Here is a 23,692-nt window from a genome sequence, read left to right as displayed (position 1 = left end):
AAAATATTGTCTATTAGGCAAACATGATTAATATCATAATTTTTTAGTGTGATGTTGAGTAACTTTATACTATAAAATTAAACGTCATGGAACTCAAAAAAAACCCAAAAGCCAATGTAGGTCGAAACAGCAGTTTATATTTTGCTGTTGGCTTAAACGTAATGTTACTCCTTACATATTTAGGATTAGAACATAAGACTTACGAAACAGAAGCGACAAAGATTGATATCTTAATGATAGATGATCTTATGGATGAAGACATACCAATCACAACAATAGATGTGATGCCACCTCCACCACCTCCACAAAAGCAAGTGGTAACTGAAGTGATTACAATTGTTGAAGATGTAGAAGATGTTGAAGAAAGTGTAATAGAAAGTACAGAGATTGGACAAGATGATATTATTGACGATCGTGAAGTTGGTGTAGAAGATGTAGAGGTTGTTGAGGTAGAAGAAGATATAGAAGTTCCTTTTGCAGTGATTGAAAAAGTACCTCGGTTTCCTGGATGTTCTGGTGATAATAATGAGTTAAAAGCATGTTTTGAAAGAAAAATTCAAGAGCATTTACAAAAAAACTTTAGATATCCAGATGCAGCAGCAGATTTAAGTATACAAGGAAGAGTATTTGTGTTTTTTCTAATCGATAAATATGGAAATGTATCTAAAGTAAAAAGTAGAGGTCCAGATCAACTTTTAGAAACCGAAGCAGAACGAATTATAAACCTGTTACCTAAAATGGAACCAGGTAGACAACGAGACAGAAATGTAGGTGTTCCTTATAGTATTCCAATTAACTTTAAGTTACAAACACAATAAGCCTAATTACTTTTAATCTTAATAACTATCTTACTGAAGATAACAGAATCCCTGAAAAGGGATTTTGTTGTTTTTACAGATAAGGATTTTTTAAATTATACCAATTACATAACTCTCCTTCAAATGTAAAATGGCCTAAATGTTGCATACCAATTTTTTTCAAAATAGTGTTAGATGCAATATGGTTAACATCTGCAGCCGCACCAATTTCATTTAGCTTTAAATCTTTAAAACCATAATTTAATGATGCTAAAGCGGCTTCCGTAGCATACCCTTTTCCCCAGAAATTTTCTTTTAGTCTGTAACCAACATCATAATATTTAAATTCTTTTCTAAGGTTTTCTTCATATTTAAGGCCAGCCCAGCCAATAAATGCTTGAGTTGATTTCTCAATAATAGCTAAACGTCCTAGACCATTAGTCTCATATTGTTCTAAAATATTTGCAACCATAGCTTCAGATTCTTCTATGGTTTTTATAGGCTTATTACCAAGATAAATATGAACATTAGGATTAGAATCTAATTCAAAGAAATCTTTTGTGTCAGCTACAGTAATTGGCCTTAGGATTAAACGTTTGGTTTCAATATTTTTAAAAGTCATAAAGATGTGTATTAGTGTTTTTGTAATTTTTTTAGACAAAAAATACAATAAATTTATTTAAGTAAATTTAAGTCTGTATCTTTTATCGCAGTATTATTTTTGAATTAAATATTAATGTAAGCTAAATAGATATTTAAATGAAACATCCACTTCTAAATTTTGATACACATCAGAATAATAACATGGATGTAACATGTGATCTTTTATAAACAATAAATAAAAATACATGAAACAGATTATAACATTCGGAGAGGTTTTGTTGCGTATTTCGCCAAGAGGCAATAAAACTTTTATGCAATCTAATAATGTTGAATTCTATTTTGGAGGCACAGAATTGAATGTTAGTATTTCAATTGCCAACTTTGGTGGGAGTGTAAAACATATTAGTGCCGTTTCTGAGGATTTTATTGGAGATACAGCCATTTCATATATCAGAAAATTTGGTGTTAGTACCAGTTCCATTGTACGTTCTAAAAGACCTTTAGGAGTGTATTTTTTAGAGGTAGGAGCTGTTATGAGACCAAGTAAAATTTCATATAACAGATCGCATTCTTCTTTTTCGCAAATTATACCTTCTATGGTAGATTGGGATAAGGCTTTAAGAAAAGGAAATTGGATGCATTGGACAGGTATAACACCTGCATTATCACAAGGAGCTTATGATACTTTAAAAGAGGGTTTAAAACTAGCTAGAGAAAAGGGAATAACTGTTTCTGCGGATCCAACATATAGAAGTGGTTTATGGACATATGGACAAGATGCAAAACCAGCTTTAATTGAATTATTACATTATTCTACCGTGTTTATTGGTGGTATTAATGAAATAAATGAAGTTCTAGGTACCAATTATAATTATTCTAATGAAGATTTTATAAAGGCGAGTCAACAACTTATGGAGACATTTCCAACAATTGAAAAAGTATTTGATAAAATAAGAACAGCTTTAAATGCCTCTTGGCATAAGATTAGAGCTAGAATGTGGAATGGTAGTGAATTTAGAGAAACTGAAGATTTAGATATTACACATATTGTAGATAGAATAGGAACTGGAGATGCGTTTGCAGCAGGCTTAATTCACGGTCTACAACATTATGGTGATTATAAAGCTATGCTATTTGCAAGTGCAGCGTGTGCTTTAAAACATACTTATGAAGGTGATGTTAATCACAGTAATGTTGATGATGTTGTTAAAATTATAGAAGGTAATATTTCTGGTCGTTTTATAAGATAAGGTTAAGAATTAGAGAATCATTTTTAAAAGAAAAGAACGCACTGTACTTTAATTTTTCTTCCATTTAATGCCGCAACCCATACTTGGTTTTTGGTTTGGATTTACAGTTTCTTTATGAATTAAAGCATCCATAGCAGCTCTTAAACCTTTTCCTGTAACAGGTTGATTGTTTCCTGGTCTTGAATCATCTAACTGCCCAGTGTAAACCAATTTTAATTGGTCATTAAACAAGAAAAAATCTGGTGTACAAGCCGCATCATAAGCTTTGGCTACATTTTGAGTTTGATCGTATAAATAAGGGAAAATATAATCATTATCAATAGCGTTTTGTTTCATTAAATCGGGTCCGTCTTGTGGATAATTTTCGATGTCATTACTAGAAATAGCAATACAATTAATACCTTTTGAAATGTAATCTTTTGCCAACTGAGATAGTTGTGCATTTACATGAATTACAAACGGACAATGATTGCAAATAAACATTACTAAAGTTGCTGTTGTGCCTTTAAGTTCTTGAAGTGATTTTTTTGTGTTATCAACAGTATCGATGAGGTTAAAATCTGGTGCTTTTGTGCCAAGTGCTAACATATTTGATTCTGTACGAGCCATTTTATTATAGTTTTTTATTAATTTTATTGAATGGATAAGATAATAACTTATGAAGACTTTACAAAGGTAGATTTACGTATTGGAACAATTATAGACGTAAAAGATTTTCCTAACGCACATCGTCCTGCATATCAACTTACTATAGACTTTGGTGATTTAGGGATTAAAAAATCTTCAGCCCAAATTACTACGCAATATCAAAAGGAAGATTTACTAAAGCGTCAAATTGTAGCTGTAGTTAATTTTCCTAAAAAACAAATTGCCAATTTTATGAGTGAGTGTTTAGTCGTTGGAGCAGTTAAAGCAGATGATGTTTACTTGTTACATCCAGAGACAAAGACAAAGAATGGAGTAGTGGTTTCTTAATGTAATTCTTGTAAATTATCCAAGCAATCAAATTCTGACCTCAATATTTACGTATTGCATTTAAACACTTTAAAAAAGAAAAGTCGTCTAAAAAATAATTTTCAGACGACTTATTAGTTATAGTTTATTTGAAGAAAATTCTAGATATCATCGAAACTGATATCAGTAAAACTTTCTGTAGTTGTTGTATCTTCTGGAGTTTTTGCTTCTTTCGCTACAAAATCATCTTCACGCTTAAAGTCTCTTTGGTGACGTTCGCTAATAACTTCTTGACCTTTTTCATTAATGATATAATCAGTCATTTCAGCTAATATCTCTTTAAATTCAGTAAAATCTTCTTTGTAAAGGTAGATTTTGTGCTTTTTATAATGGAATGAACCATCGTCATTAGTGAATTTTTTACTTTCCGTAACCGTTAAATAATAATCACCAGCTTTTGTAGCTCTAACATCAAAAAAATAAGTTCTTCTTCCAGCACGTAATACTTTAGAATATATTTCTTCTTTGTCCATCGTTTCATAATCACTCATAACTCAGTCTTTTTTTAATTTCAATCCAAAAATCTAAAAAAAAAGTAACCTAACCAACAAATTATTACATTTCTTTTTCTGAGAGTTGTTTGGTATATAATTCTCTGTAATAACCATCGGAATTGATAAGACTTTCATGATTACCGGTTTCTATAATTTTTCCGTCTTCTAAGACTATTATTTTATCTGCATTCTTAGCTGAAGATACTCGATGACTCACAATGATTGTTGTTTTATCTTTAGTGAGTTTTATAAGGTTTTTAAGAATCTTTTCTTCTGTTTCAGTATCTACAGCAGATAAACAATCATCAAATAATAAAATATTTGGTTTTTTAATAATAGCTCTGGCTATAGATACACGTTGCTTTTGTCCTCCAGATAGTGTAATGCCTCGTTCTCCCAAAATAGTGTCATAGCCTTTATTAAAACCAATAATGTTTTTATGCACAAGTGCATTCTTTGCAGCTTCTATAACTTCTTCATCTGTAGCATCTTCTTTACCAAATTTAATGTTATTCTTTATAGAATCGGAAAACAAAAAGGCATCTTGTGGTACATAACCAATACTTTCTCTAAGACTAAAAAGATTAAGGTCTGAAATTTCAGTATTATCAATTAAAATTGAACCTTTATCAATATCATACAGTCGGCCAATGAGATCTAAGATGGTAGATTTCCCTGAACCTGTTTTTCCTAAAATAGCTAAGGTTTGTCCAGATTTTAAAGTAAAACTAACATTATTTAAGGCTTCAATATTAGTGTCAGGATATACAAAAGAGACATTTTTAAATTCAATATCACCTTTAATTGGAGTCAATTCTTTTGCTGTATTTTTAATTTCTGGCTCAGTATTTAAAAATTCGTTGATGCGTTCTTGTGATGCTTCAGCTTGTTGTACCAATGAAGTGACCCAACCAACCGTTGCCACTGGCCAAGTAAGCATAGTTACATAGATTAAGAATTCTGCAATGGTGCCTATTTCTTCAATTTCGCCATTTATATAAAGATTTCCACCAATATAAGTTACTATAATTGTGCTAAGTCCAATTAATAAAATCATCATCGGAAAAAATAAGGCTTGCACCTTGGTGAGGTTTATTTGTTTCTGACGGTTTTCTGCAGATAGTTTTTCGAATTCTACATTTGTTCTTGGCTCAATACCATAAGATTTAATAACAGAAATACCACTAAAGGTTTCTTGAGAATAAGTAGAAAGTGTAGAGAGTGATTGTTGCACAATAGTACTCCGCTTATTTATTAATCGGCTTAATTTATAAATGGCAACCGATAAAATAGGCAATGGTAGTAATGTGTATAATGTTAATGTTGGCGATCTATCAATCATATAAATTAAAGCAACCGCAAATAATGTAATGGTATTTATGGTATACATTATTGCCGGACCAACATACATTCTTACCTTACCGACATCTTCACTTATGCGGTTCATTAAATCACCAGTTCTATTAGATTTATAAAAGTTTAAGGACAGTACTTGGTAATGTTTATAAATTTCATTTTTAAGATCAAATTCAACATGACGTGAGACATTGATAATGGTTTGTCGCATTAAAAACGTAAATATGCCAGCAATAACAGCTGCACCTATAAGGTATAAGATGTTAATAGTTAAGTCGCTTCTAAAAATAGCTTCAGAAATTTTACCATCTAAACGATTTGAGACAATATTAATTGAAGCTCCAACTAATCTAGGAGTAAATAATGCAAATATCTTAGCTATAATGGTAATAACAATACCAATTAGTAACCGATATCTATATTTGTAAAAGTATTTATTGAGGTGTTTTAGTGCTTTCATTTTGTATTTGGTAGGACAAAAGTATTACGATAATCGTATTTTATAGTTAATATTTTGCTAATGCTCTAATTATAATTTATTTTTGCATGCTGATTTTAAAATATCCTAAAGCACCCTAAAATTTAACTTACATGACTTCAGAAATTATAACATCAAAAGAGCTAAAAAAAATGGATCCAGTTTTTGGTCAACATTCTTTTGATGATCATGAGCAAATTGTTTTTTGCAATGACAAAGATACTGGTTTAAAAGCTATAATTGGTATTCATAACACAGTTTTAGGACCAGCTTTAGGTGGTACTAGAATGTGGAACTACGTTAACGAATGGGAAGCACTTAATGACGTATTACGTTTGTCTCGTGGAATGACTTTTAAATCTGCCATTACAGGGTTAAACCTTGGTGGTGGTAAAGCCGTTATCATTGGTGATGCTAAAACTCAAAAAACTCCAGAGTTAATGAGACGTTTTGGTGAGTTTGTACATTCTTTAAGTGGTCGTTATATCACGGCTGAAGATGTTGGAATGACTACAGAAGATATGGACACAGTAAGAGAAGTAACTCCATATGTTACTGGTATTTCTGAAAGTAAAGGTGGTGCAGGTAATCCTTCTCCAATTACGGCTTATGGTGTTTTTATGGGAATGAAAGCAGCAGCAAAGTTTCAATATGGTTCGGAAATATTAGAAGACAAAAATGTATTTGTTCAAGGTATAGGAAATGTTGGTGAAGCTTTAGTAGAACATTTAGTTAACGAAGGTGCTAATGTTACTATTGCAGATATTAGCCAAGATCGTTTAGAAGAAGTACGTTCTAAATATGGTGCAACTATTTATGGTGGTAACGATATTTATAGTGAAGCTATGGACATCTATGCTCCTTGTGCTTTGGGTGCAACAATTAACGATGATACAATCTATAAAATTAAAGCTAAGATTATTGCAGGTGCTGCAAACAATCAATTAGCAGAAGAGAGTAAACACGGTAAGATATTACAAGAACGTGGTATCGTTTATGCGCCAGATTTTTTAATTAATGCTGGTGGAATTATCAATGTTTATGCCGAATTAGAGAATTATGATAGACAAGAAATAATGCGTAAAACGGAGAACATTTACAATACAACACTCGAGATTTTAGACAATGCTAAAGTAAATAATCTTACAACTCATAATGCGGCATTAAATGTTGCTAGAGAACGTATTGAAACTAGAAAACGAGAAAATTTAAAATAGACTGAATTTAATTCTGAAATAAAAATTAAATAATAGTACTTTTGCAAGGTGAATCATAATAAGGTTCACCTTTTTTAATAACTAAAATTAAAGTGAGTTCTTACACATGCTAAACCGAAGACACATCAGAATAAAAGTTATGCAATCTATGTATGCTTTTAAAGGTACCGAAAGTGATGATTTAATAAAAGAACAAAAGTTTTTGCTTCACAGTTTAGATAGCATGTATGATTTATACTTAGCGCTGTTAGCTTTACTTACTGAAATACATAAGAAAAGTAAGGATCATAACCATAAACTTCAAAATAAATTGGTGAAATCTGAAGCTGATAAAAATTTAAGTTTAAAGTTTCAAGAAAATCAATTACTTCATATTATTAGTAGCAATACTATGTTGCAAGAGGCTATATCTAATAGAAAACTAAATTATTGGGATTTAGATTTTGAATATGTAGATATTATGTTTAAAGCTATTTTGAAAAGCGATTTATACACAGATTACACCAACGAGGTTGAAACTAACTTTAAAAAAGATAAGCAATTTATTATCGCAATTTTTACAGAAATCATTGCACCAAATAATAAGCTGTACGATTATTTTGAAGATAAAAAACTAACTTGGGTAGATGATATACCTGTAGTAAATACTGCCATCTTAAAAGTGTTACGTAAGTTAAAATTAACATCGCCAGAAACGGCTTTATTGCCAGACTTGTATAAAGATGAAGATGATAAGGAATTTGCTATAGAATTATTCAAAAAAACGTTTTTAAATAGTTCTAAGTTTGGAGAAGAGATAGGGAAGAAAACTACCAATTGGGACTCAGAACGTTTAGCTAGTTTAGATGGTGTATTGCTTAAAATGGCATTATGCGAATTTCAAAAGTTTCCGTCAATACCTTATAAGGTAACTATAAATGAATATCTAGAAGTAGCCAAAGAGTATTCTACACCAAAAAGTAGTCTTTTTATAAATGGTATTTTAGATAAAATAGTTAAAGAATATCAGGCAGAAAGTATTCATCTTAAAGCCGGAAGAGGATTAATGTAATAGGTTGGGGTTTTAATCACCTCTAATAATCTGTTAAACTATAAATTTTCTGAATTTTAATTAAATAGCTTTAAAAGTGATTATCAAGAAAGTTGTTTCTTACAAATAATTGTTAACAAAGGGCTAAAAATTTTAATTCGTAGAAATAATCATTAACTTCGGCAACTTAAACAAACTTTAACAAAAAAATAATAGTAATGAAAAAAGTAATTTTAGGACTTAGTGCATTATGTATGGTAGCTTTTACATCTTGTAAAGAAGATGCTGCTAGCAAAATTAAATCAGAAAATATCGCAGTTGCAGCAGAAAGAGATGCAAATGCAGGTGATTTTCCAATGGTAGCTTTTGATAAAACTGAGCACGATTTTGGAACTATTGAAAATGGAACTCCAGTAGAAACAGTTTTCAAATACACAAATACAGGTAACTCTATGTTGGTTGTAAGTAACATTAAGAGTACTTGTGGTTGTACAGTTCCTTCTAACTGGACAAAAGAAGTTGCTCCAGGTGAAACAGGAGAGTTTGCAGTTAAGTTTAACGGAAAAGGAAACGGTAACAAAGTAACTAAATCAGTTACAATGACTACTAACACTGAGAAAGGAACAGAAGTTGTTAAAATTTCTGCTTTTGTAGAGAAAGATCCAAATGCTCCAGTTAAAGCTGCTGCGCCAACTCAAAAAGCAGGTGCTGCGGCAGTTAATCCTTTATCTACTAATAATGGTGCTGCAAGAAAGTCTTCTACACAACCAGGACATGAAGGTCATAACCACGATTAATAATTTACTTATAACTACTAAATGAATTTAGAAACTGTTTTACCGTTTATTGGAATTTTTGCAGTGATGTATTTTTTTATACTTGCACCACAAATAAAACGTTCTAAACAAGAAAAGAAGTTTGCTGCTGAATTAAAGCGTGGAGATCGTGTTATTACCAAAAGTGGTATGCATGGTAAAGTTGTAGACCTTAACGATAAAGATCACAGTTGTGTGATTGAAACGTTAGCCGGAAAAATTAAATTTGACCGTTCTGCAATTTCTATGGAAATGAGCACAAAACTAAATGCACCAGCGACAAAAAAGTAAGCTAGTTGTATTTTATATAAAAAAAGACCATTCATTTATTTGAATGGTCTTTTTTTTTGATCTTATTTTTCTTCTAAAAAGTAAGCCCTGAAAAGGGCTCTCATAAATATAACTCAAAACGAGAACAGTATTTCTATCAAAATTAAAGATACTTATAAGAAGGATAGACAACTCTTCTTATAGGAATAAAACTCATTCCTAACTAACAGAAGCTAGGGTTTTATTGAAGCTGCTTCGTTTTGAGATTATAATTTATTTATAGATTAACGCGTTTTCCTTTAGGAAATTTCACAACATAAGAATGTTTAACATTTTCTGTGGCGTTTGGTTTTAGGTTTAATTTCCATGTCATTATGCCTTTATCTTCATTATAGATAGAATTGCCTGTATCTACATCGTCAATTTTAATGGTTTTATTCTGACTCTTCGGAATTCGGTCTAAAACGGTCAATTGAATATCTGCTTGTTTGTTGTTCTTAATTTCAATTTCAAAAGCCTTATGTATCACTTTGTTATTTCCTATAAAAGTAGTCTTTTTAAAATCGTTAAGTTGTGTGCGTTTAACAACAATATTCGGATCTACACCAAGTGAAACGGTTAAGCTATCTGTTGTTGCACTTGGGTTAATATTTGTTTTGCCAGAATAGCTACCTTCAAAATACACATTGGCTTCCGCAGGCAATAAATTGTATTGTTCCCAATTTCCAATTTTAGCTGTTATGAATACATTTTCATTTAAAACTGGAGCTGCAAAATAGTTGTAGGTTGCAGGCACACTAAATTTATCAATTTCTATAACCGTAATATCTCCATCTGAAGGAATACTGTATTTTTTAGTAAGTTTAAAGCTAGTGTTGGTGATGCCTTCTTCAATAATATTACCATTAGCAGTATAATTTTCTGGTTTAATATAAGGCTCATCGTCAAAATCTTCATCTATCATGTTTTGGATACTTTCGGCTTTTATGGAGCTTGTACTTGTTTTTTTTGTGCCATACCCAACAATAATAACTTCGTCTAATTGGTTATCGCTTTCCAATACCACATTCATAATACTAGAATGAATGGGTAAAACTTCAGATCTCATACCAACATAAGAATAATTAAGCATGTTACCCGTTGTCGTTTTTAAAGTATATCTACCATCAAAATCAGTCCGAACTCCATTGGTTGTCCCTTGTTCAATAACGCTAACTCCTGGTAAAGGCAAACCATCATCAGAACTTGTAATAACACCTGTTACAGTTTTTACTAATGGATTGTATTTGTAATTATAACTCTTAGTCGCGCGTTGCGATTGGTAATTACTATAAGGACTTATAAAGTTTAAATATTTTGGGTTTACTGTTGGTTTTTCGTTATTGGTGTTAGGGTCGCTTGTAGAAAGTACCAAATTAACATCTGTCCAATCACAACCAGAATTTTGAAACACATGTGCTTTATATTCTAAATTTATTGGACTATTTATTTTATCTGCTTTTAAATCATAAATAGGAAACCATCCTGCATTTTTAATATTGTACTTAATTTTTAATTGTAAAGATGTTATGTTATCACTGTTTAGTTTGAGTTTAATTTCTCCAGTTTTTATTTTTTCTTCAATATTAAATTCTGCTAATTGTTGCTTTATGTTAGCTTGTGTGATTTGGTGTTTTTCAATTTCAGAATTCGATTTATTAATTGCTACTTTTAAATCTGTTATTCTAGTTCTGTAATAAGTAGCAAAGGTTTTTAGTTTTTCTAAACTGACAACAGTAGTTTCATTACCTAAGTGTTTATTACTCTGTATGAGGCTTACTTCTTCGTTGTAGCCAGTAATTAAATCGTATTGATATTGAATTTTAGTATTGAGATGTTTAAGTTCATTTTGTAAAGCTAAAATGGAATCACTTTGCTTTTTCACAGACAAATAATTTATACCATAATTAATAGATAGAATGGAGGCGTCTTTTAATCCAGAAATTTGAATGCTACTTTCGTCAATCTGAGGTGATAAATCTTTAAATGTAATTTCCGATTTCCCTGAATTTAGCTTCACTAAAGATTCGCGGTTAATTTCTGCTCCATCTAAATATACAGTAACTGCTGTTATTTTACTAGGTTGTTGATAAGCATGTATTATTTGAGTTCCTGCTAATACGAGGAGTACTAAAATAACTTTAAAGGAATTTAGTTGGGTTTTCATAATGTCTATATTTGGTTATTACCCAAAAATATTATGGAGTAGCTATTCTATAAAGTACAAATGAGTAAAGTGAAACATTTGCTTAGTGAAGTGGGTATTTTGTTTAGTGTACTAGATGTTACAAAAGTGTAGTTAATGGATATAATTGACATATTTTACATAGTTATCAATTATATAAAGGCTTATAACGAGTTTTTTTTTAAATACAGGAAGACTATAATACCTTTATAGTAACAAAATTGTGCTATGATACAATTCTTTATATTCCCTCATTATAAATGAATTGAAATTACAATTTTTGTTTTTATATTAATATAAGTTTTAATAAGTTGTTAATTAATAAGGCCCTTTTCATTGGTTGTGAAAGGGCCTTTTTTTTTTTGATTATATCTTAACGTATTTTAATCAATAAATTTTGCTTTTAACTCAGGAGTAGGAATCATGCAAGATTCTTTTTTACCATACCATTTATATCTGTTTTTTGCGATATAATTATATACCCAATTTCTAATAACTTTAGGCACAATAAGAAATAGAGTTAAGATATTTGTAGGGAACCCCAATTGTTTAGCGATTAGTAATGCAGCTGTAGACTTATAAGTTAGGCTATCGTTTAGAGGATTATAAAGTAATATAGAGTCTGTTTCTTTTGTGTCTATATTGAATTTTTGAATTATTTTTTTTCCAATATCACTTTCTAATGGAGCAAATAAAAATTTTTCGTTTTTATCTCTTTTTATAACATACAATACACTGCTATTACAGAGATTGCAGACGCCATCGAATAGGATAAGTTGTTTGTTTTTTGGTACTTCAGATATCACAATACAAAGATAAGTCTTATACTTATAGCGTATTTAAAAATTGCGTTAAATCCTCTTTTTTGTTACTGTATTGTAGAAGATTGATTTTTTTAAAAGGAATTTAAATGCATTCCTTATCATAAATATAACCAGCAGTAACTTTAATTTAAACCATTTAGGGCTAATTATTTTTTCTTAACCTCAACCAATTCTAATTGATCTAAACTTACATTAGTTGTAAACATACCATAGTTAACTATTGCTTTATTTTTTTCAATAGTATCAATGCTTCCAATAGCTCTACCATCTTGCATTCTAACTCTGTCACCAATTTTTAATATTGGTTTAGGTTTTTCTACTGGTATGGCTTTCTTTTTAGCTTCTTTTTTCTTTTTGCGGATAATTTCAACTTTCTTTTCCGCCTCTTTTTTTACCTGAGTTTCTTTATGCTTTTCTGCACGTTTTTGTTTCGCAGAGACTTTTTTACGTTTAGAATTTTCTATTTGTACTAGTCGAAACAGCTCAGCCATTAACTCACGTTTCTTCTTATCTTCAAAATATTTTTCTGAAATATCATTGACTTTTTGACCTAAGTAAATTAAACGTTGATTGCTGTCGTATAATTCTTGAAAACTCTCCAGTTTTTTCTGAACCTTCGCATTAACTTCTTCAAGTTTATCTGCTTCCGATAATTTTTTCTTTTCGTTTTCTTTAAGCGATCGTTCTGTGCGCTCTAATTTACTTCGTTCTTTTTGAAGTTTAGCAATGGTAGCGTCAAAACGAACTTTGCCACGTTCAATCTTCTTTTTTGATTTGTTGATTAAACTATACGGAATGCCATTTTTTTGAGCCACTTCAAAGGTAAATGAGCTACCTGCTTGCCCAACGACCAATTTATACATTGGTTCTAAGGTACGCTCATTAAAAAGCATATTAGCATTTTCCATGTATGGTAATTCATTAGCTAATAGTTTTAAATTAGAATAATGCGTTGTAATTATCCCAAACGCTTCACGCTCATAAAAAACTTCTAAAAAGGTTTCCGCTAATGCACCTCCTAACTCTGGATCACTTCCAGTACCAAATTCATCTATTAAAAATAGTGTTTTGTTATTACACTTTCTTAAAAAATAATTCATCTGTTTTAGGCGATAACTATAAGTACTCAAGTGATTTTCAATGGATTGGTTATCACCAATATCACTCAAAATTCTATCGAATAAACATACGTAACTTCGCTCATGCACAGGGATCAGCATACCACTCTGTATCATTACCTGAAGTAGCCCTACCGTTTTTAACGTAATACTCTTTCCACCAGCATTTGGCCCAGAAATAACAATAATTCGGCTGTCTTTTTCTAAACCTATAGTCTGCGGAAATGTATGTTCACCTTTTTCTTTATTATTCAAAAATAACAACGGATGATAAGCATCTCGTAAATGCATACTCCGATCTTTTGAGAATTCTGGCAAAATGGCATTCATGCTTTGTGCATATTTTGCTTTAGCAGAAATGACATCTATATTGGTTAAAAATTCTTGATAATCTTTGAGCAGTGGCAAGAATTCGCGAACATAATTTGTAAGTTCTTTAAGGATTTTTATAACCTCTTCCTTTTCTTCGTATTCTAAATTATTGAGTTCTCTAGTGTGTTGAAGTGTGGTTTCTGGTTCAATATAAACAATACTTCCTGTTTTACTACCTCCCATAATCGCACCTCTTACTTTTCTGCGATACATCGCTTTTACAGCAAGCACACGCTTATTGTCTACCACAGATTCTCTAATATCATCTAGATAATCTAAATTGTAATAGGTATTTAATGCTGAAGAAAAACTACTATTAATTTTTCCTTTGAGTTGATTTATCGTTTTTCGTAAACTAGAAAGTAGAGGTGAGGCATTGTCTTTTATATCTCCAAAACGATCTACTACTGCATCTACTTGCTCAATAATAGATGTAGATACTGGTATGTGTTGACTAAATTGTTGAAGCTTTGGGTAATATTCTTTAAATTTTTCTAAGAATTTTAAAATAGCATTTACAGTCAATGAGATACTTACTAATTTCTGTAAGCTAGAAACTTCTAGATAGGTGTTTTCTATTTTAAGTAGTTTTAATTCTTTAGCAATCGTTTCAAAACCATGATTTGGTATTCGGTTATCATTTTCAAAAGAGGATAAATACTCATTAACGTAAAGAAGTTCGCGCATTAATTGTTCTTCCTCTTTAAAAGGGAGAATAGCCGAAACTGCTTCTTTACCTAAAGCAGTGAGTGCATGTTCGCGAATTTGATCTAAAACCGTAGAAAACTCAAGATCTTTTAAGGTTTTTTCATGAATATTTATCATGGAATACTGTGCATTTTTAGAATTGCAAATTTAGGACATTATGTAATATTATAAGTATGAAGTTACGGCTAATACGATTAAGGTAACAATAATTAATACTACAAACAGTGGCATTATAAATTTTAACCATTTACTAAAGTTAATTTTAGCAACAGCAAGTGAAGCTAAAATTAATCCTGTAGGGTTTACAAGATAGAAAAGGCCTAATCCGTATTGATATGTATTTACAACAACTTCTCTGCCTACACCAACCGTATCTGCCAAAGGAGCCATGATTGGCATGGTTAAAACAGCCATTCCTGAAGAACTTGGGATAAAGAATGATAATCCAGAATAAATGATGGTCATAACACCTGCAAAAACCCCTTTATTCATTCCTGTAGTAATATCGCTAGCATAATACAATAACGTATCGCTTATTAAACCGTCGGTCATTATAACTGTGACACCTCTTGCGATTCCGATAATGAGCGCAACACCTAATAGATCACCAGCTCCTTTTACAAAGGTGTCTATAAAATCTGTCTCACTGATTTGAATAATAAATCCGATAAGAATGGCGCTAATTAAGAAGACAGTTGTCATTTCTACAAACCACCAATCTAACATTGAAACACCTATAATCATGAGAATAAAACTACATGTAAAAACAAGCAAAGCCAGTTTTAATCTCCAATTAAAATTAATATGAGACGCATCTTTTAAAGTAAACAATTGAGCAATTTGTTCTCTTTGATTATAGATAAGAGATTTACTTGGGTCGTTTTTTACACGTTTAGCGTAGCGTAATATGTAGATTATGGTAATAGTTAAACACAATAAAAGCATAAAAATACGTCCGTATAAACCTGTTGTCCAGTTTATACCAGCGGCATCGCTAGCTATGATTGTAGAAAAAGGATTTATCGTAGAACACATGGTTCCGATTGCAGAACCAAGAAATATGCAAGCGACACCAACAAGAGCATCATATTTGGCAGCTAAAAATACAGGTATTAAAATAGGGAAGAAGGCAATGGTTTCTTCTGCAAAACCAAATGTTGTTCCTCCTAAAGCGACCAAAGTTGTAACAAATATAATGAGCAAAGATTCTCTCCCATTTAAAACAATAGCTAATTGAGCAATAGCAGCATCAAAAGCACCTGATTTATTTAACACACCTATTAAGCCACCAATAATTAATACAAGGAAAATAATATCTGAAGCTTCAATAATACCTTTGATTGGTGATTTTACAAAATCAAAAAAACTTTGTGGTTTAGCGTCTAGTTTATTGTATGTTCCAGGAATATTAATGGGTTTGTAAATATCGCCATTAGTAAATTTTTCTACAGGAATTTTAATATTTAAATTATCTAGAGAAGTTTGAGTTGCTGCTAAGCTTATTTCTTCATCTAGACTTAAACGTGTAAATTTGTCTGTTGCCGAGTTATAACTTAAAGTATCATATTTTCCTGCAGGAACAAACCACGTTAAAAGTGTGACTAAACCTGCAATTATAAATAATATGGTTTGTGCAGAAGGGAATTTTAAATTTTTCATTCTGAGTTATTTATTCGTGAATTTAAGTCTTAACAAGATATAATTTGTTTTAAAGTATGAATGTAAATATAAATCAAAGCTGGAAAACTTATCTTAATTCAGAATTTGAAAAGCCTTATTTTAAAGAATTAATGACTTTTGTAGAAGGTGAGTATAAGAATTTTCAATGTTTTCCTAAACAATCAGAAATCTTTAATGCTTTTAATCATTGCGCTTTTAATGATGTTAAGGTTGTAATTATAGGACAAGATCCTTATCATGATGTTGGCCAAGCAAATGGTTTGTGTTTTTCGGTTAATGATGGTATTAAACATCCTCCATCTTTAGTCAATATTTTTAAAGAAATAGAACAAGATTTAGGCATTCCGTATCCTACAAGCGGCAATTTAACGCCATGGGCAGACCAAGGCATTCTATTATTAAATGCAACTTTAACGGTTAGAGCGCATAACGCAGGTAGTCATCAAAAGCAAGGTTGGGAGCAATTTACAGATGCAGTAATTAAAACTTTAAGTACAGAAAAAAACAATATTGTTTTTTTACTTTGGGGAGGATTTGCTAAAAAGAAAAAAAAATTAATTGATACCACTAAACATATTGTTTTAGAAAGTGGACATCCTTCTCCATTAAGTGCTAATAGAGGTTATTGGTTTGGTAATAAGTGTTTTAGTAAAACTAACTTCCTGTTGGAGCAAGTTGGCGAGACTTCAATTGATTGGAGACTAGTTTAGGCGTTTTTTCTTTAGCGACTACTTCCGTTTTGTATTCAGGAGGCAATCTATTATCAAGTTTTTTAGAGGTTTTGTTGCAACTAAAAAATAATAACAAAAAATTTAAAGCAACTAAGAAAGATAAAATAAGAGTAATGGTTAAAATCATATTAGTCTCTTGTTAATTGTAGTATTATTGTTAACCAAATGTAATTAAATTTTTGAAATTCTGAAAGTTATCAAGATAATCAGTTTCATTCTAAATAATTAGGGCACAAAACAATTGTGTTTTTTCGATATATAATACTATTTACAGTGGATTTAGGAATGCGACTATAATTTATGAATTAATTTTGAGTATTCTACTTTTTTTGGAATAATATTTAAATCGTAAAGTTGGTCTTGTACCTTATTAATTGTTGTTTCGTCCATAACGCTTTGCGACCATTCTGTTAGTGATAACCATTCTTCGACATCTGTTAATTCTTGTTCGTAACGGTTGGCTATCGTTTTATCTATACTTGGTATGGATTTGAATTCGGCAGTGGTTTGATTAATAATCTCAAGAATTGTTTTCAGCGCTTCTTCATCATTAGCAATGAAATCCTCGCGTACGGCAATTACAAAACAAGGCCAAGGAGAAGGGCAATTATCAATACGTCTAAAAATGCCATCATCTACAATAGGTTTGGTAGTGAATTTTTCCCACATAAAATAGTCAGCTTTACCTTCTGTTAAGCCTCTAATTGCTCCATCTAAATTTTTTATAACTTCAAAATTGAGATCATTTTCAAGATCCCAATGGTGATTTTTTGCATTTATATAAGCCATAAGGTGAGAACCAGATCCATATCTACTGATAGCTGCTCTAGTACCTTTAATATCATCAACGGAATTAAATTTTGAATCTGCAGCCACATGAATTCCCCAAATTAATGGAGTTTCAACAAAAGTTTGTACAATTTTAGATGGATTACCATCAATTATGTCTTTAATAACACCTTCAGTTAATATCACAGCCATATCAATTTCTCCAGAGCGCAATGCTTTGTTCATTGCGCCTGTTCCTCCATGGTAATCGTGCCACCTTAGATTAATGTCTTCGGCTTTATATTCTCCATTTTTTAATGTTAAATACCATGCTAAATTAAAGTGTTCTGGTACGCCTCCTATATTTACTTTTTTCATAATATGACTAGATGTTTCAGAATCTATTATTCCTGAAAGCACAATTTTTTAAATATTCACAATACGCTCTAATGCATATTTAATTAGTTTTTCTACTGTTTTTTTAGGGTCTTTACTAAAATCTCCATTTGCTCTATTGGCAATAATAGCGTTTAATGAAAGAGCTTCATGACCTAATAATTTTGAAAGTCCATAAATTACAGAGGTTTCCATTTCAAAATTTGTAATTCTAAAGTCTTTATAATCAAAGTTATCTAACTTTGCATTTAAGTCAGGATCTTGCAATGGTAATCGTAATACTCTACCTTGTGGTCCATAAAATCCGCCAGCAGTACCTGTCATTCCTTTAAAGATTTTATCTCCTTCAAAATACTTTTCTAGAAATTTACTGTTTTCTATAATAATTGGTCTAGCCTTATTTTTGTCCCAATTGGTATGTTTAATAAATTCATCTTCAATTTCAGGATTACAAATACCATCAATTTGATAAAAATGTAACATACCATTGATGTCTAAGCCATGTGTGCTAATTAAAAAGGCATCAACAGGAATATCATTTTGTAAAGAACCAGAAGTCCCAATTCTAATAATATTTAAACTAGATAATTCTGATTTTGGTTTTCTAGTTTTTAAATCGATATTAACCAGAGCGTCTAATTCGTTTAAAACAATATCAATATTATCAGGACCAATTCCTGTAGATATAACGGTTAATCTTTTATCTTGATAATAACCAGTTTGTGTTTTAAATTCACGTTTTTGAGTACTAAATTCTATACTGTCAAAATGCTTGGTGATTTTCTCAACGCGATCTTGATCACCAACAAAAATGATGGTGTCAGATATGTTTTCGGGCTTTAAATTCAAATGATAAACACTACCATCAGGATTTAATATGAGTTCTGAATCTTTAATTGCCATGTGTAACGGTTTTAATAAGTTTGTTTTGTTCCTCGTTAAATTGATAATCTAAACGATTTACGCCTCCGTAAGTCATATTGTTATTGACTTCTTTAGCAAAATTATGTTGCTTTAATAAGGCTTCGTGTCCTTTTCTATTAAGCTCAATACCTTCTTCTGTTTTGTTGAAAAAGAAATCTAATTCTTTTATCTTACGTTTAAGTTGCATGTCTCCATAGCCATAATAACCTTGATAATTTAAACAATAACCTAACAGATGACCTTCAGATTTTACATCGTTTTGTTTTACAAGATTTAATATATGGGCTTCTAGTGTTCCTAAACCACTTAAGTTATGCGGAAAACGCTTTAAATGCGCTTTTAAACAACTGCTTAAATATTTAAAACTAGAATTTTGAACAATATAAGGTTTCAAAATATTGTGATCTTTTCCGCAATAAGTTCTCCATATGGCTATTACCATATCTAAATCTTCTTTAGTAAGAAGGATTTTATTATTGTAATGAGATTTTAGTTGTTCTGAACTCAGTTCACTTAATGCTTTAAGATTTTTTTCGCCTTTTATACGTCCACTACATATAAGATACAATGGTTTATTAATTTCCTTCTGATGGAGTAAATTTATAACTCCTATTAAATTAATATGACAAAACAAGTCATACTCAAACCACAAGTTGATTTCTGTATAATTGTCCGTATTATCAAGAATAGATAACTCTTTTTGAAGCTCTTTATGATCTACATCAATATCATAAGTTGTATTGAGAAAATCAGCTCTTAGCTTAAAAAATTCGTCAGAGTCTATTTTCGGAATTGTTGGTCCTTCACAAAGCATTTCTTGCCAAGTAAGTATGTCTTCAGTAAAATCTAACTCTCTTAAATAATCCGTAAGAGCATTACCATTAGTAATATGTAAACAATTTTTAGTCATAATATTTAACCTCCAACGCGTTTTACATTAAATCCTTTATCTTTTAGCATAGACATAATTTTATCGCGATAATCTCCTTGAATAATAATTTTATCATCCTTAAAGCTTCCACCAACACTAAGTTTAGTTTTTAATTCTTTAGCTAATTTTTTAAAATCTTCGGTTGCACCAGTATAACCTTCTAATATTGTTATTGGTTTTCCTTTTCGTTTTTCGTATTTACAAAGTATAGGGTCGTCTTGTAACCAAAGATTCTGCTTAGAATCTTTAGTGTTCTCTTCTGGATCTGGTGTATGGTCTGGGAATAGATTTTTTAATTGATCTTGTAAATCCATATGTTCATTTTACAGTCTCAGTTATAAGTCGCAGTCAAACATTTACGTTAAGTAACTGCGATTGTACACTGATTACTATTTCTTTATAAGTCCAAGTTCAATTAAACGTTCGTTTAAAAATTCACCAGCAGTAATATCCTCAAATTGTTTTGGGTTATCTTTATCAATACAGCTTTCTAAAACATCTAATTTCATTTCACTCACAGGATGCATAAAAAATGGCATAGAGTAGCGCGATGTTCCCCAAAGTTCTCTAGGCGGATTTATAACACGGTGAATTGTAGATTTTAGTTTGTTGTTAGAATGTCTTGATAACATATCTCCAACATTTATCATTAATTCGTCTGGTTCTGCAATAGCATCAATCCATTCTCCATCATTACGCTGTACTTGTAGTCCACGACCTTGCGCACCCATTAAAAGCGTAATTAAGTTAATATCTCCATGAGCAGCTGCTCTTACAGCATTTTTAGGTTCTTGGGTAATTGGAGGATAGTGAATTGGTCTTAAAATAGAGTTACCATTATGAATGTAATTATCAAAATATGTTTCTTCTAAGTCTAGGTAAAGTGCTAAAGCTCGTAAAACATATTTAGCTGTTTTTTCTAGCATTTGATAGGTTTGTTTTCCTACCTCATTAAACTGTGCTAATTCGTTTACAGTTACGTTTTCTGGGTATTCTTTACGTCTTTCTTCATCATCTTCAACGTATTGTCCAAAATGCCAAAATTCTTTTAAATCACCTTCTTTTTTTCCTTTAGCACTTTCTTTACCAAAAGACACATAACCACGTTGGCCACCAATACCAGGAACCTCATAGCTTTCCTTTACTTCTAAAGGTAGATTAAAAAAGTTCTTGACTTCACCATATAAATTATCGACTAGAGTATCATCTAAAAAATGGCCTTTTAATGCTACAAAACCTATGTCTTCATAAGCTTTTCCTATTTCGTCTATAAATTTTTGTTTACGTTTTGGATCTTCAGAAATGAAATCCTTTAAATCTACGCTAGGTATTCTATCCATTGGATTGTTGTTTAAATTTTTGTGAATATACAAAGTTAACAATAATAGTGTTAAAAATTAGGTCGAATTTATTGACAATTTGAAGTCTATAATGGTTTATTGTAGCAATTTTAATTACTTTTGATTCATTACAGAAACCACAATTTATGCCAACAATCACAAAAAGTAACATAGCCTACGACAAAAGAAATTTAAGTGATAAAGAGTTATTGAAGCTTTATTACAACATGTTAAAGCCAAGGTTGATAGAAGAGAAAATGCTTATTCTATTACGTCAGGGTAAAGTGTCTAAATGGTTTTCTGGAATAGGGCAAGAAGCTATTTCTGTAGGTGTTACTATGGCTTTAAAATCTAGTGAATACATACTGCCAATGCATAGAAATTTGGGAGTATTTACAACACGCGAGATTCCGTTACATCGTTTGTTTTGCCAATGGCAAGGTAAAATGAGTGGATTTACTAAAGGTAGAGATCGCTCATTTCACTTTGGAACGCAGGAGTATAATATTGTTGGTATGATATCTCATTTGGGACCACAACTTGGAGTAGCAGATGGTATAGCGCTTGCAAATTTATTAAAGAAGAATGGAAATGTTACTGCTGTTTTTTCTGGTGAAGGAGGAACCAGTGAAGGTGATTTTCATGAGGCTTTGAACGTGGCTTCGGTTTGGCAACTACCTGTGATTTTCTGTATTGAAAATAATGGTTACGGACTTTCTACACCAACAAGTGAGCAGTATCATTGTAAGCATATAGCAGATAGAGGAAAAGGTTATGGTATTGAGTCATTTATTTTAGATGGAAATAACATTATTGAAACCTATACCAAAGTTCAGAAACTAGCAGAAAGTATTAGAAAAAGACCACGTCCTATTTTAATAGAGTTTAAAACTTTTAGACGAAGAGGACACGAAGAAGCAAGTGGAACAAAATATGTACCTCAAGAATTAATGGACGAGTGGGAAGCTAAAGATCCTATTGAAAATTTTAAAAGTTATTTATTTAGTAAAAAAATTCTGAATGCATCAATAGATGAGGCTTATGTGGAAGAAATAAAGACAGAAATTGATGCTGCTTTAGATTCTGCTTATGGTGAACCAGAAATAGTACCAAGTAAAACAACCGAATTAAAAGACGTATACAAATCGTATAATTATGAGGAGTTTACGCATAGTAATAACACAAAAGAATTACGTTTCATAGATGCCATTTCTGAAGGGCTAAAGCAGTCCATGCAAAAGCATAAAGATTTAGTAATTATGGGACAGGATATTGCTGAATATGGTGGTGTTTTTAAAATTACAGATGGTTTTTTAGAAGTTTTTGGTAAAGATCGCGTTAGAAATACACCCATTTGTGAATCGGCAATTGTAGAAGCTGCCATGGGATTATCTATTTCTGGTATTAAATCAGTGGTAGAAATGCAGTTTGCAGATTTTGTTACCTCTGGTTTTAATCCTGTAGTCAACTATTTAGCAAAATCGCATTATAGATGGCAACAAGAAGCGGATGTTGTGGTTAGAATGCCTTGTGGAGGAGGTGTTGCGGCAGGTCCTTTTCATTCTCAAACTAATGAAGCTTGGTTTACAAAAACACCAGGTTTAAAAGTGGTGTATCCAGCATTTCCATATGATGCTAAAGGCTTGTTAGCTACAGCAATTAATGATCCAAATCCAGTACTATTTTTTGAGCATAAAGCTTTGTATAGAAGTATAAGGCAAGATGTACCAACTGATTATTATACTATTCCATTTGGTAAAGCCGCCTTTTTAAAAGAAGGGAATGCTGTGACTATAATTACTTATGGTGCAGGAGTGCATTGGGCTTTAGAAACCTTAGATAATAACACTGATATTTCAGCAGATTTAATAGATTTAAGAACGTTACAACCTTTAGATAAAGACGCTATTTTAGATTCAGTTAAAAAAACAGGACGAGCCATTATTCTTCAAGAAGATTCTCTCTTCGGTGGTATTGCTAGTGATCTTTCAGCGATGCTTATGGAAGAATGCTTTGAGTATTTAGACGCACCTGTAAAACGTGTGGCAAGTATGGAAACACCTATACCTTTTATTGGTCAGCTAGAAGAGCAATATATGGCTAAAGGAGCGTTTGAGGATGCTTTGAAGCAGGTATTAGCTTATTAAAGTTTGGTAGATGAAATCCTCTAATTTGTAGACACATTATTCTATTAAGTCTAATATATTTTTAATATTTCTTTTTCATTTGTTTATTTGATTAAGGCTTAGATACTAAAGCTCTGAAATTGTTTAAATTTTTAATTCACACTTTAATTAATTAATTGAGATTAGCGATTAGTTAAATATGTAGAAAATACTATTTAAATTAGTA

At 31.2% G+C, this 23,692-nt stretch carries 22 protein-coding genes; 9 read left to right on the top strand and 13 right to left on the bottom strand.

Annotation, left to right across the window (positions count from 1 at the left end; genetic code table 11):
• Positions 1-86 precede the first annotated feature (86 nt).
• On the top strand, positions 87-818 hold the full coding sequence (locus ACJJVO_RS06700) for an energy transducer TonB (RefSeq protein ID WP_405572018.1): 732 nt from the start codon (positions 87-89) through the stop codon (positions 816-818).
• A gap of 73 nt (positions 819-891) precedes the next feature.
• Here ACJJVO_RS06700 and ACJJVO_RS06695 read toward each other — a convergent pair whose 3' ends face one another.
• On the bottom strand, positions 892-1,419 hold the full coding sequence (locus ACJJVO_RS06695; RefSeq protein WP_405572016.1) for a GNAT family N-acetyltransferase: 528 nt from the start codon (positions 1,417-1,419) through the stop codon (positions 892-894).
• Positions 1,420-1,645: 226 nt separating this feature from the next.
• Between ACJJVO_RS06695 and ACJJVO_RS06690 the strand changes: the two genes are divergently transcribed.
• The gene (locus ACJJVO_RS06690) at positions 1,646-2,650 is read left to right on the top strand and encodes a sugar kinase (protein WP_405572015.1); all 1,005 of its coding nucleotides are present in this window, start codon (positions 1,646-1,648) and stop codon (positions 2,648-2,650) included.
• Positions 2,651-2,698: 48 nt separating this feature from the next.
• Here the strand turns inward: ACJJVO_RS06690 and ACJJVO_RS06685 are convergent, their stop codons facing one another.
• The gene (locus ACJJVO_RS06685; protein WP_405572013.1) at positions 2,699-3,259 is read right to left on the bottom strand and encodes a thioredoxin family protein; all 561 of its coding nucleotides are present in this window, start codon (positions 3,257-3,259) and stop codon (positions 2,699-2,701) included.
• Positions 3,260-3,289: 30 nt separating this feature from the next.
• On the opposite strand from ACJJVO_RS06685, the gene ACJJVO_RS06680 reads away from it, so the two are divergent.
• Positions 3,290-3,625, top strand: coding sequence for a tRNA-binding protein (locus ACJJVO_RS06680; protein WP_405572012.1), 336 nt, complete (start codon positions 3,290-3,292; stop codon positions 3,623-3,625).
• A 140-nt stretch (positions 3,626-3,765) separates the two neighbouring features.
• On the opposite strand, the gene ACJJVO_RS06675 is transcribed toward ACJJVO_RS06680, so the two are convergent.
• Entirely contained in the window at positions 3,766-4,155 is a 390-nt protein-coding gene (locus ACJJVO_RS06675; RefSeq protein WP_405572009.1) for a PUR family DNA/RNA-binding protein, read from the bottom strand.
• 64 nt (positions 4,156-4,219) lie between these two features.
• Positions 4,220-5,974, bottom strand: a complete 1,755-nt coding sequence (locus ACJJVO_RS06670; protein ID WP_405572004.1) for an ABC transporter ATP-binding protein — start codon at positions 5,972-5,974, stop codon at positions 4,220-4,222.
• A 131-nt stretch (positions 5,975-6,105) separates the two neighbouring features.
• Between ACJJVO_RS06670 and ACJJVO_RS06665 the strand changes: the two genes are divergently transcribed.
• From ACJJVO_RS06665 to yajC, 4 genes are all read left to right on the top strand, one after another.
• A complete protein-coding gene (locus ACJJVO_RS06665; protein ID WP_405572002.1) occupies positions 6,106-7,209 on the top strand; it encodes a Glu/Leu/Phe/Val dehydrogenase in 1,104 nt (367 codons plus the stop codon).
• A 139-nt stretch (positions 7,210-7,348) separates the two neighbouring features.
• Positions 7,349-8,260 carry a transcription antitermination factor NusB gene (nusB, locus tag ACJJVO_RS06660; protein ID WP_405571999.1) on the top strand — a complete coding sequence of 304 codons (912 nt, stop codon included), beginning with the start codon at positions 7,349-7,351 and terminating at the stop codon, positions 8,258-8,260.
• A gap of 197 nt (positions 8,261-8,457) precedes the next feature.
• Complete coding sequence (locus ACJJVO_RS06655) at positions 8,458-9,036, top strand: DUF1573 domain-containing protein (protein WP_405571997.1); 579 nt, start codon at positions 8,458-8,460, stop codon at positions 9,034-9,036.
• Positions 9,037-9,057: 21 nt separating this feature from the next.
• Positions 9,058-9,345 carry a preprotein translocase subunit YajC gene (gene yajC, locus ACJJVO_RS06650; RefSeq protein WP_405571994.1) on the top strand — a complete coding sequence of 96 codons (288 nt, stop codon included), beginning with the start codon at positions 9,058-9,060 and terminating at the stop codon, positions 9,343-9,345.
• Positions 9,346-9,601: 256 nt separating this feature from the next.
• Here yajC and ACJJVO_RS06645 read toward each other — a convergent pair whose 3' ends face one another.
• The 4 genes from ACJJVO_RS06645 to ACJJVO_RS06630 form a co-directional block, all read right to left on the bottom strand.
• Positions 9,602-11,530: a mucoidy inhibitor MuiA family protein gene (locus ACJJVO_RS06645; protein WP_405571992.1), complete on the bottom strand. Its 1,929-nt coding sequence runs from the start codon at positions 11,528-11,530 to the stop codon at positions 9,602-9,604.
• Positions 11,531-11,931: 401 nt separating this feature from the next.
• On the bottom strand, positions 11,932-12,354 hold the full coding sequence (locus ACJJVO_RS06640) for a thiol-disulfide oxidoreductase DCC family protein (protein WP_405571989.1): 423 nt from the start codon (positions 12,352-12,354) through the stop codon (positions 11,932-11,934).
• Positions 12,355-12,518: 164 nt separating this feature from the next.
• Positions 12,519-14,687, bottom strand: a complete 2,169-nt coding sequence (locus ACJJVO_RS06635; protein WP_405571987.1) for an endonuclease MutS2 — start codon at positions 14,685-14,687, stop codon at positions 12,519-12,521.
• A gap of 48 nt (positions 14,688-14,735) precedes the next feature.
• On the bottom strand, positions 14,736-16,229 hold the full coding sequence (locus ACJJVO_RS06630; RefSeq protein ID WP_405571985.1) for a YfcC family protein: 1,494 nt from the start codon (positions 16,227-16,229) through the stop codon (positions 14,736-14,738).
• 56 nt (positions 16,230-16,285) lie between these two features.
• Between ACJJVO_RS06630 and ACJJVO_RS06625 the strand changes: the two genes are divergently transcribed.
• Complete coding sequence (locus ACJJVO_RS06625) at positions 16,286-16,960, top strand: uracil-DNA glycosylase (RefSeq protein ID WP_405571983.1); 675 nt, start codon at positions 16,286-16,288, stop codon at positions 16,958-16,960.
• Positions 16,961-17,272: 312 nt separating this feature from the next.
• Here the strand turns inward: ACJJVO_RS06625 and ACJJVO_RS06620 are convergent, their stop codons facing one another.
• The 5 genes from ACJJVO_RS06620 to ACJJVO_RS06600 all read right to left on the bottom strand — a co-directional run bounded on the left by ACJJVO_RS06620 (position 17,273) and on the right by ACJJVO_RS06600 (position 21,340).
• The gene (locus tag ACJJVO_RS06620; RefSeq protein ID WP_405571981.1) at positions 17,273-18,127 is read right to left on the bottom strand and encodes a substrate-binding domain-containing protein; all 855 of its coding nucleotides are present in this window, start codon (positions 18,125-18,127) and stop codon (positions 17,273-17,275) included.
• 48 nt (positions 18,128-18,175) lie between these two features.
• Positions 18,176-19,048, bottom strand: coding sequence for a nucleoside phosphorylase (locus tag ACJJVO_RS06615; protein WP_405571978.1), 873 nt, complete (start codon positions 19,046-19,048; stop codon positions 18,176-18,178).
• Complete coding sequence (locus ACJJVO_RS06610) at positions 19,038-19,979, bottom strand: DUF1835 domain-containing protein (RefSeq protein WP_405571975.1); 942 nt, start codon at positions 19,977-19,979, stop codon at positions 19,038-19,040. The genes ACJJVO_RS06615 and ACJJVO_RS06610 overlap by 11 nt, the downstream gene beginning before the upstream one ends.
• Positions 19,980-19,984: 5 nt before the next feature.
• Positions 19,985-20,314, bottom strand: coding sequence for a translation initiation factor (locus tag ACJJVO_RS06605; RefSeq protein WP_405571973.1), 330 nt, complete (start codon positions 20,312-20,314; stop codon positions 19,985-19,987).
• Between the two features lie 75 nt (positions 20,315-20,389).
• Positions 20,390-21,340 (bottom strand): isopenicillin N synthase family dioxygenase, encoded by a 951-nt coding sequence (locus tag ACJJVO_RS06600; protein ID WP_405571970.1) that lies wholly within the window; start codon positions 21,338-21,340, stop codon positions 20,390-20,392.
• Positions 21,341-21,486: 146 nt separating this feature from the next.
• Between ACJJVO_RS06600 and ACJJVO_RS06595 the strand changes: the two genes are divergently transcribed.
• Entirely contained in the window at positions 21,487-23,487 is a 2,001-nt protein-coding gene (locus tag ACJJVO_RS06595) for a thiamine pyrophosphate-dependent enzyme (RefSeq protein WP_405571967.1), read from the top strand.
• Positions 23,488-23,692: the final 205 nt, after the last annotated feature.

It is taken from the genome of Winogradskyella sp. Asnod2-B02-A, from assembly GCF_045063645.1.
In the GTDB taxonomy this organism is placed as follows: Bacteria; Bacteroidota; Bacteroidia; order Flavobacteriales; family Flavobacteriaceae; genus Winogradskyella.
The sequence above is the reverse complement of the archived record's forward strand: the minus strand, read 5'-3'. Positions and strand labels throughout refer to the sequence as shown.

What these genes read in the sequence shown, in the direction of transcription:
- ACJJVO_RS06700 (WP_405572018.1), top strand. Translation starts at nt 87, where the DNA reads ATGGAACTCAAAAAAAACCCAAAAGCCAATGTAGGTCGAAACAGCAGT.
- ACJJVO_RS06695 (WP_405572016.1), bottom strand. Translation starts at nt 1,419, where the DNA reads ATGACTTTTAAAAATATTGAAACCAAACGTTTAATCCTAAGGCCAATT.
- ACJJVO_RS06690 (WP_405572015.1), top strand. Translation starts at nt 1,646, where the DNA reads ATGAAACAGATTATAACATTCGGAGAGGTTTTGTTGCGTATTTCGCCA.
- ACJJVO_RS06685 (WP_405572013.1), bottom strand. Translation starts at nt 3,259, where the DNA reads ATGGCTCGTACAGAATCAAATATGTTAGCACTTGGCACAAAAGCACCA.
- ACJJVO_RS06680 (WP_405572012.1), top strand. Translation starts at nt 3,290, where the DNA reads ATGGATAAGATAATAACTTATGAAGACTTTACAAAGGTAGATTTACGT.
- ACJJVO_RS06675 (WP_405572009.1), bottom strand. Translation starts at nt 4,155, where the DNA reads ATGAGTGATTATGAAACGATGGACAAAGAAGAAATATATTCTAAAGTA.
- ACJJVO_RS06670 (WP_405572004.1), bottom strand. Translation starts at nt 5,974, where the DNA reads ATGAAAGCACTAAAACACCTCAATAAATACTTTTACAAATATAGATAT.
- ACJJVO_RS06665 (WP_405572002.1), top strand. Translation starts at nt 6,106, where the DNA reads ATGACTTCAGAAATTATAACATCAAAAGAGCTAAAAAAAATGGATCCA.
- nusB (WP_405571999.1), top strand. Translation starts at nt 7,349, where the DNA reads ATGCAATCTATGTATGCTTTTAAAGGTACCGAAAGTGATGATTTAATA.
- ACJJVO_RS06655 (WP_405571997.1), top strand. Translation starts at nt 8,458, where the DNA reads ATGAAAAAAGTAATTTTAGGACTTAGTGCATTATGTATGGTAGCTTTT.
- yajC (WP_405571994.1), top strand. Translation starts at nt 9,058, where the DNA reads ATGAATTTAGAAACTGTTTTACCGTTTATTGGAATTTTTGCAGTGATG.
- ACJJVO_RS06645 (WP_405571992.1), bottom strand. Translation starts at nt 11,530, where the DNA reads ATGAAAACCCAACTAAATTCCTTTAAAGTTATTTTAGTACTCCTCGTA.
- ACJJVO_RS06635 (WP_405571987.1), bottom strand. Translation starts at nt 14,687, where the DNA reads ATGATAAATATTCATGAAAAAACCTTAAAAGATCTTGAGTTTTCTACG.
- ACJJVO_RS06630 (WP_405571985.1), bottom strand. Translation starts at nt 16,229, where the DNA reads ATGAAAAATTTAAAATTCCCTTCTGCACAAACCATATTATTTATAATT.
- ACJJVO_RS06625 (WP_405571983.1), top strand. Translation starts at nt 16,286, where the DNA reads ATGAATGTAAATATAAATCAAAGCTGGAAAACTTATCTTAATTCAGAA.
- ACJJVO_RS06620 (WP_405571981.1), bottom strand. Translation starts at nt 18,127, where the DNA reads ATGAAAAAAGTAAATATAGGAGGCGTACCAGAACACTTTAATTTAGCA.
- ACJJVO_RS06615 (WP_405571978.1), bottom strand. Translation starts at nt 19,048, where the DNA reads ATGGCAATTAAAGATTCAGAACTCATATTAAATCCTGATGGTAGTGTT.
- ACJJVO_RS06610 (WP_405571975.1), bottom strand. Translation starts at nt 19,979, where the DNA reads ATGACTAAAAATTGTTTACATATTACTAATGGTAATGCTCTTACGGAT.
- ACJJVO_RS06605 (WP_405571973.1), bottom strand. Translation starts at nt 20,314, where the DNA reads ATGGATTTACAAGATCAATTAAAAAATCTATTCCCAGACCATACACCA.
- ACJJVO_RS06600 (WP_405571970.1), bottom strand. Translation starts at nt 21,340, where the DNA reads ATGGATAGAATACCTAGCGTAGATTTAAAGGATTTCATTTCTGAAGAT.
- ACJJVO_RS06595 (WP_405571967.1), top strand. Translation starts at nt 21,487, where the DNA reads ATGCCAACAATCACAAAAAGTAACATAGCCTACGACAAAAGAAATTTA.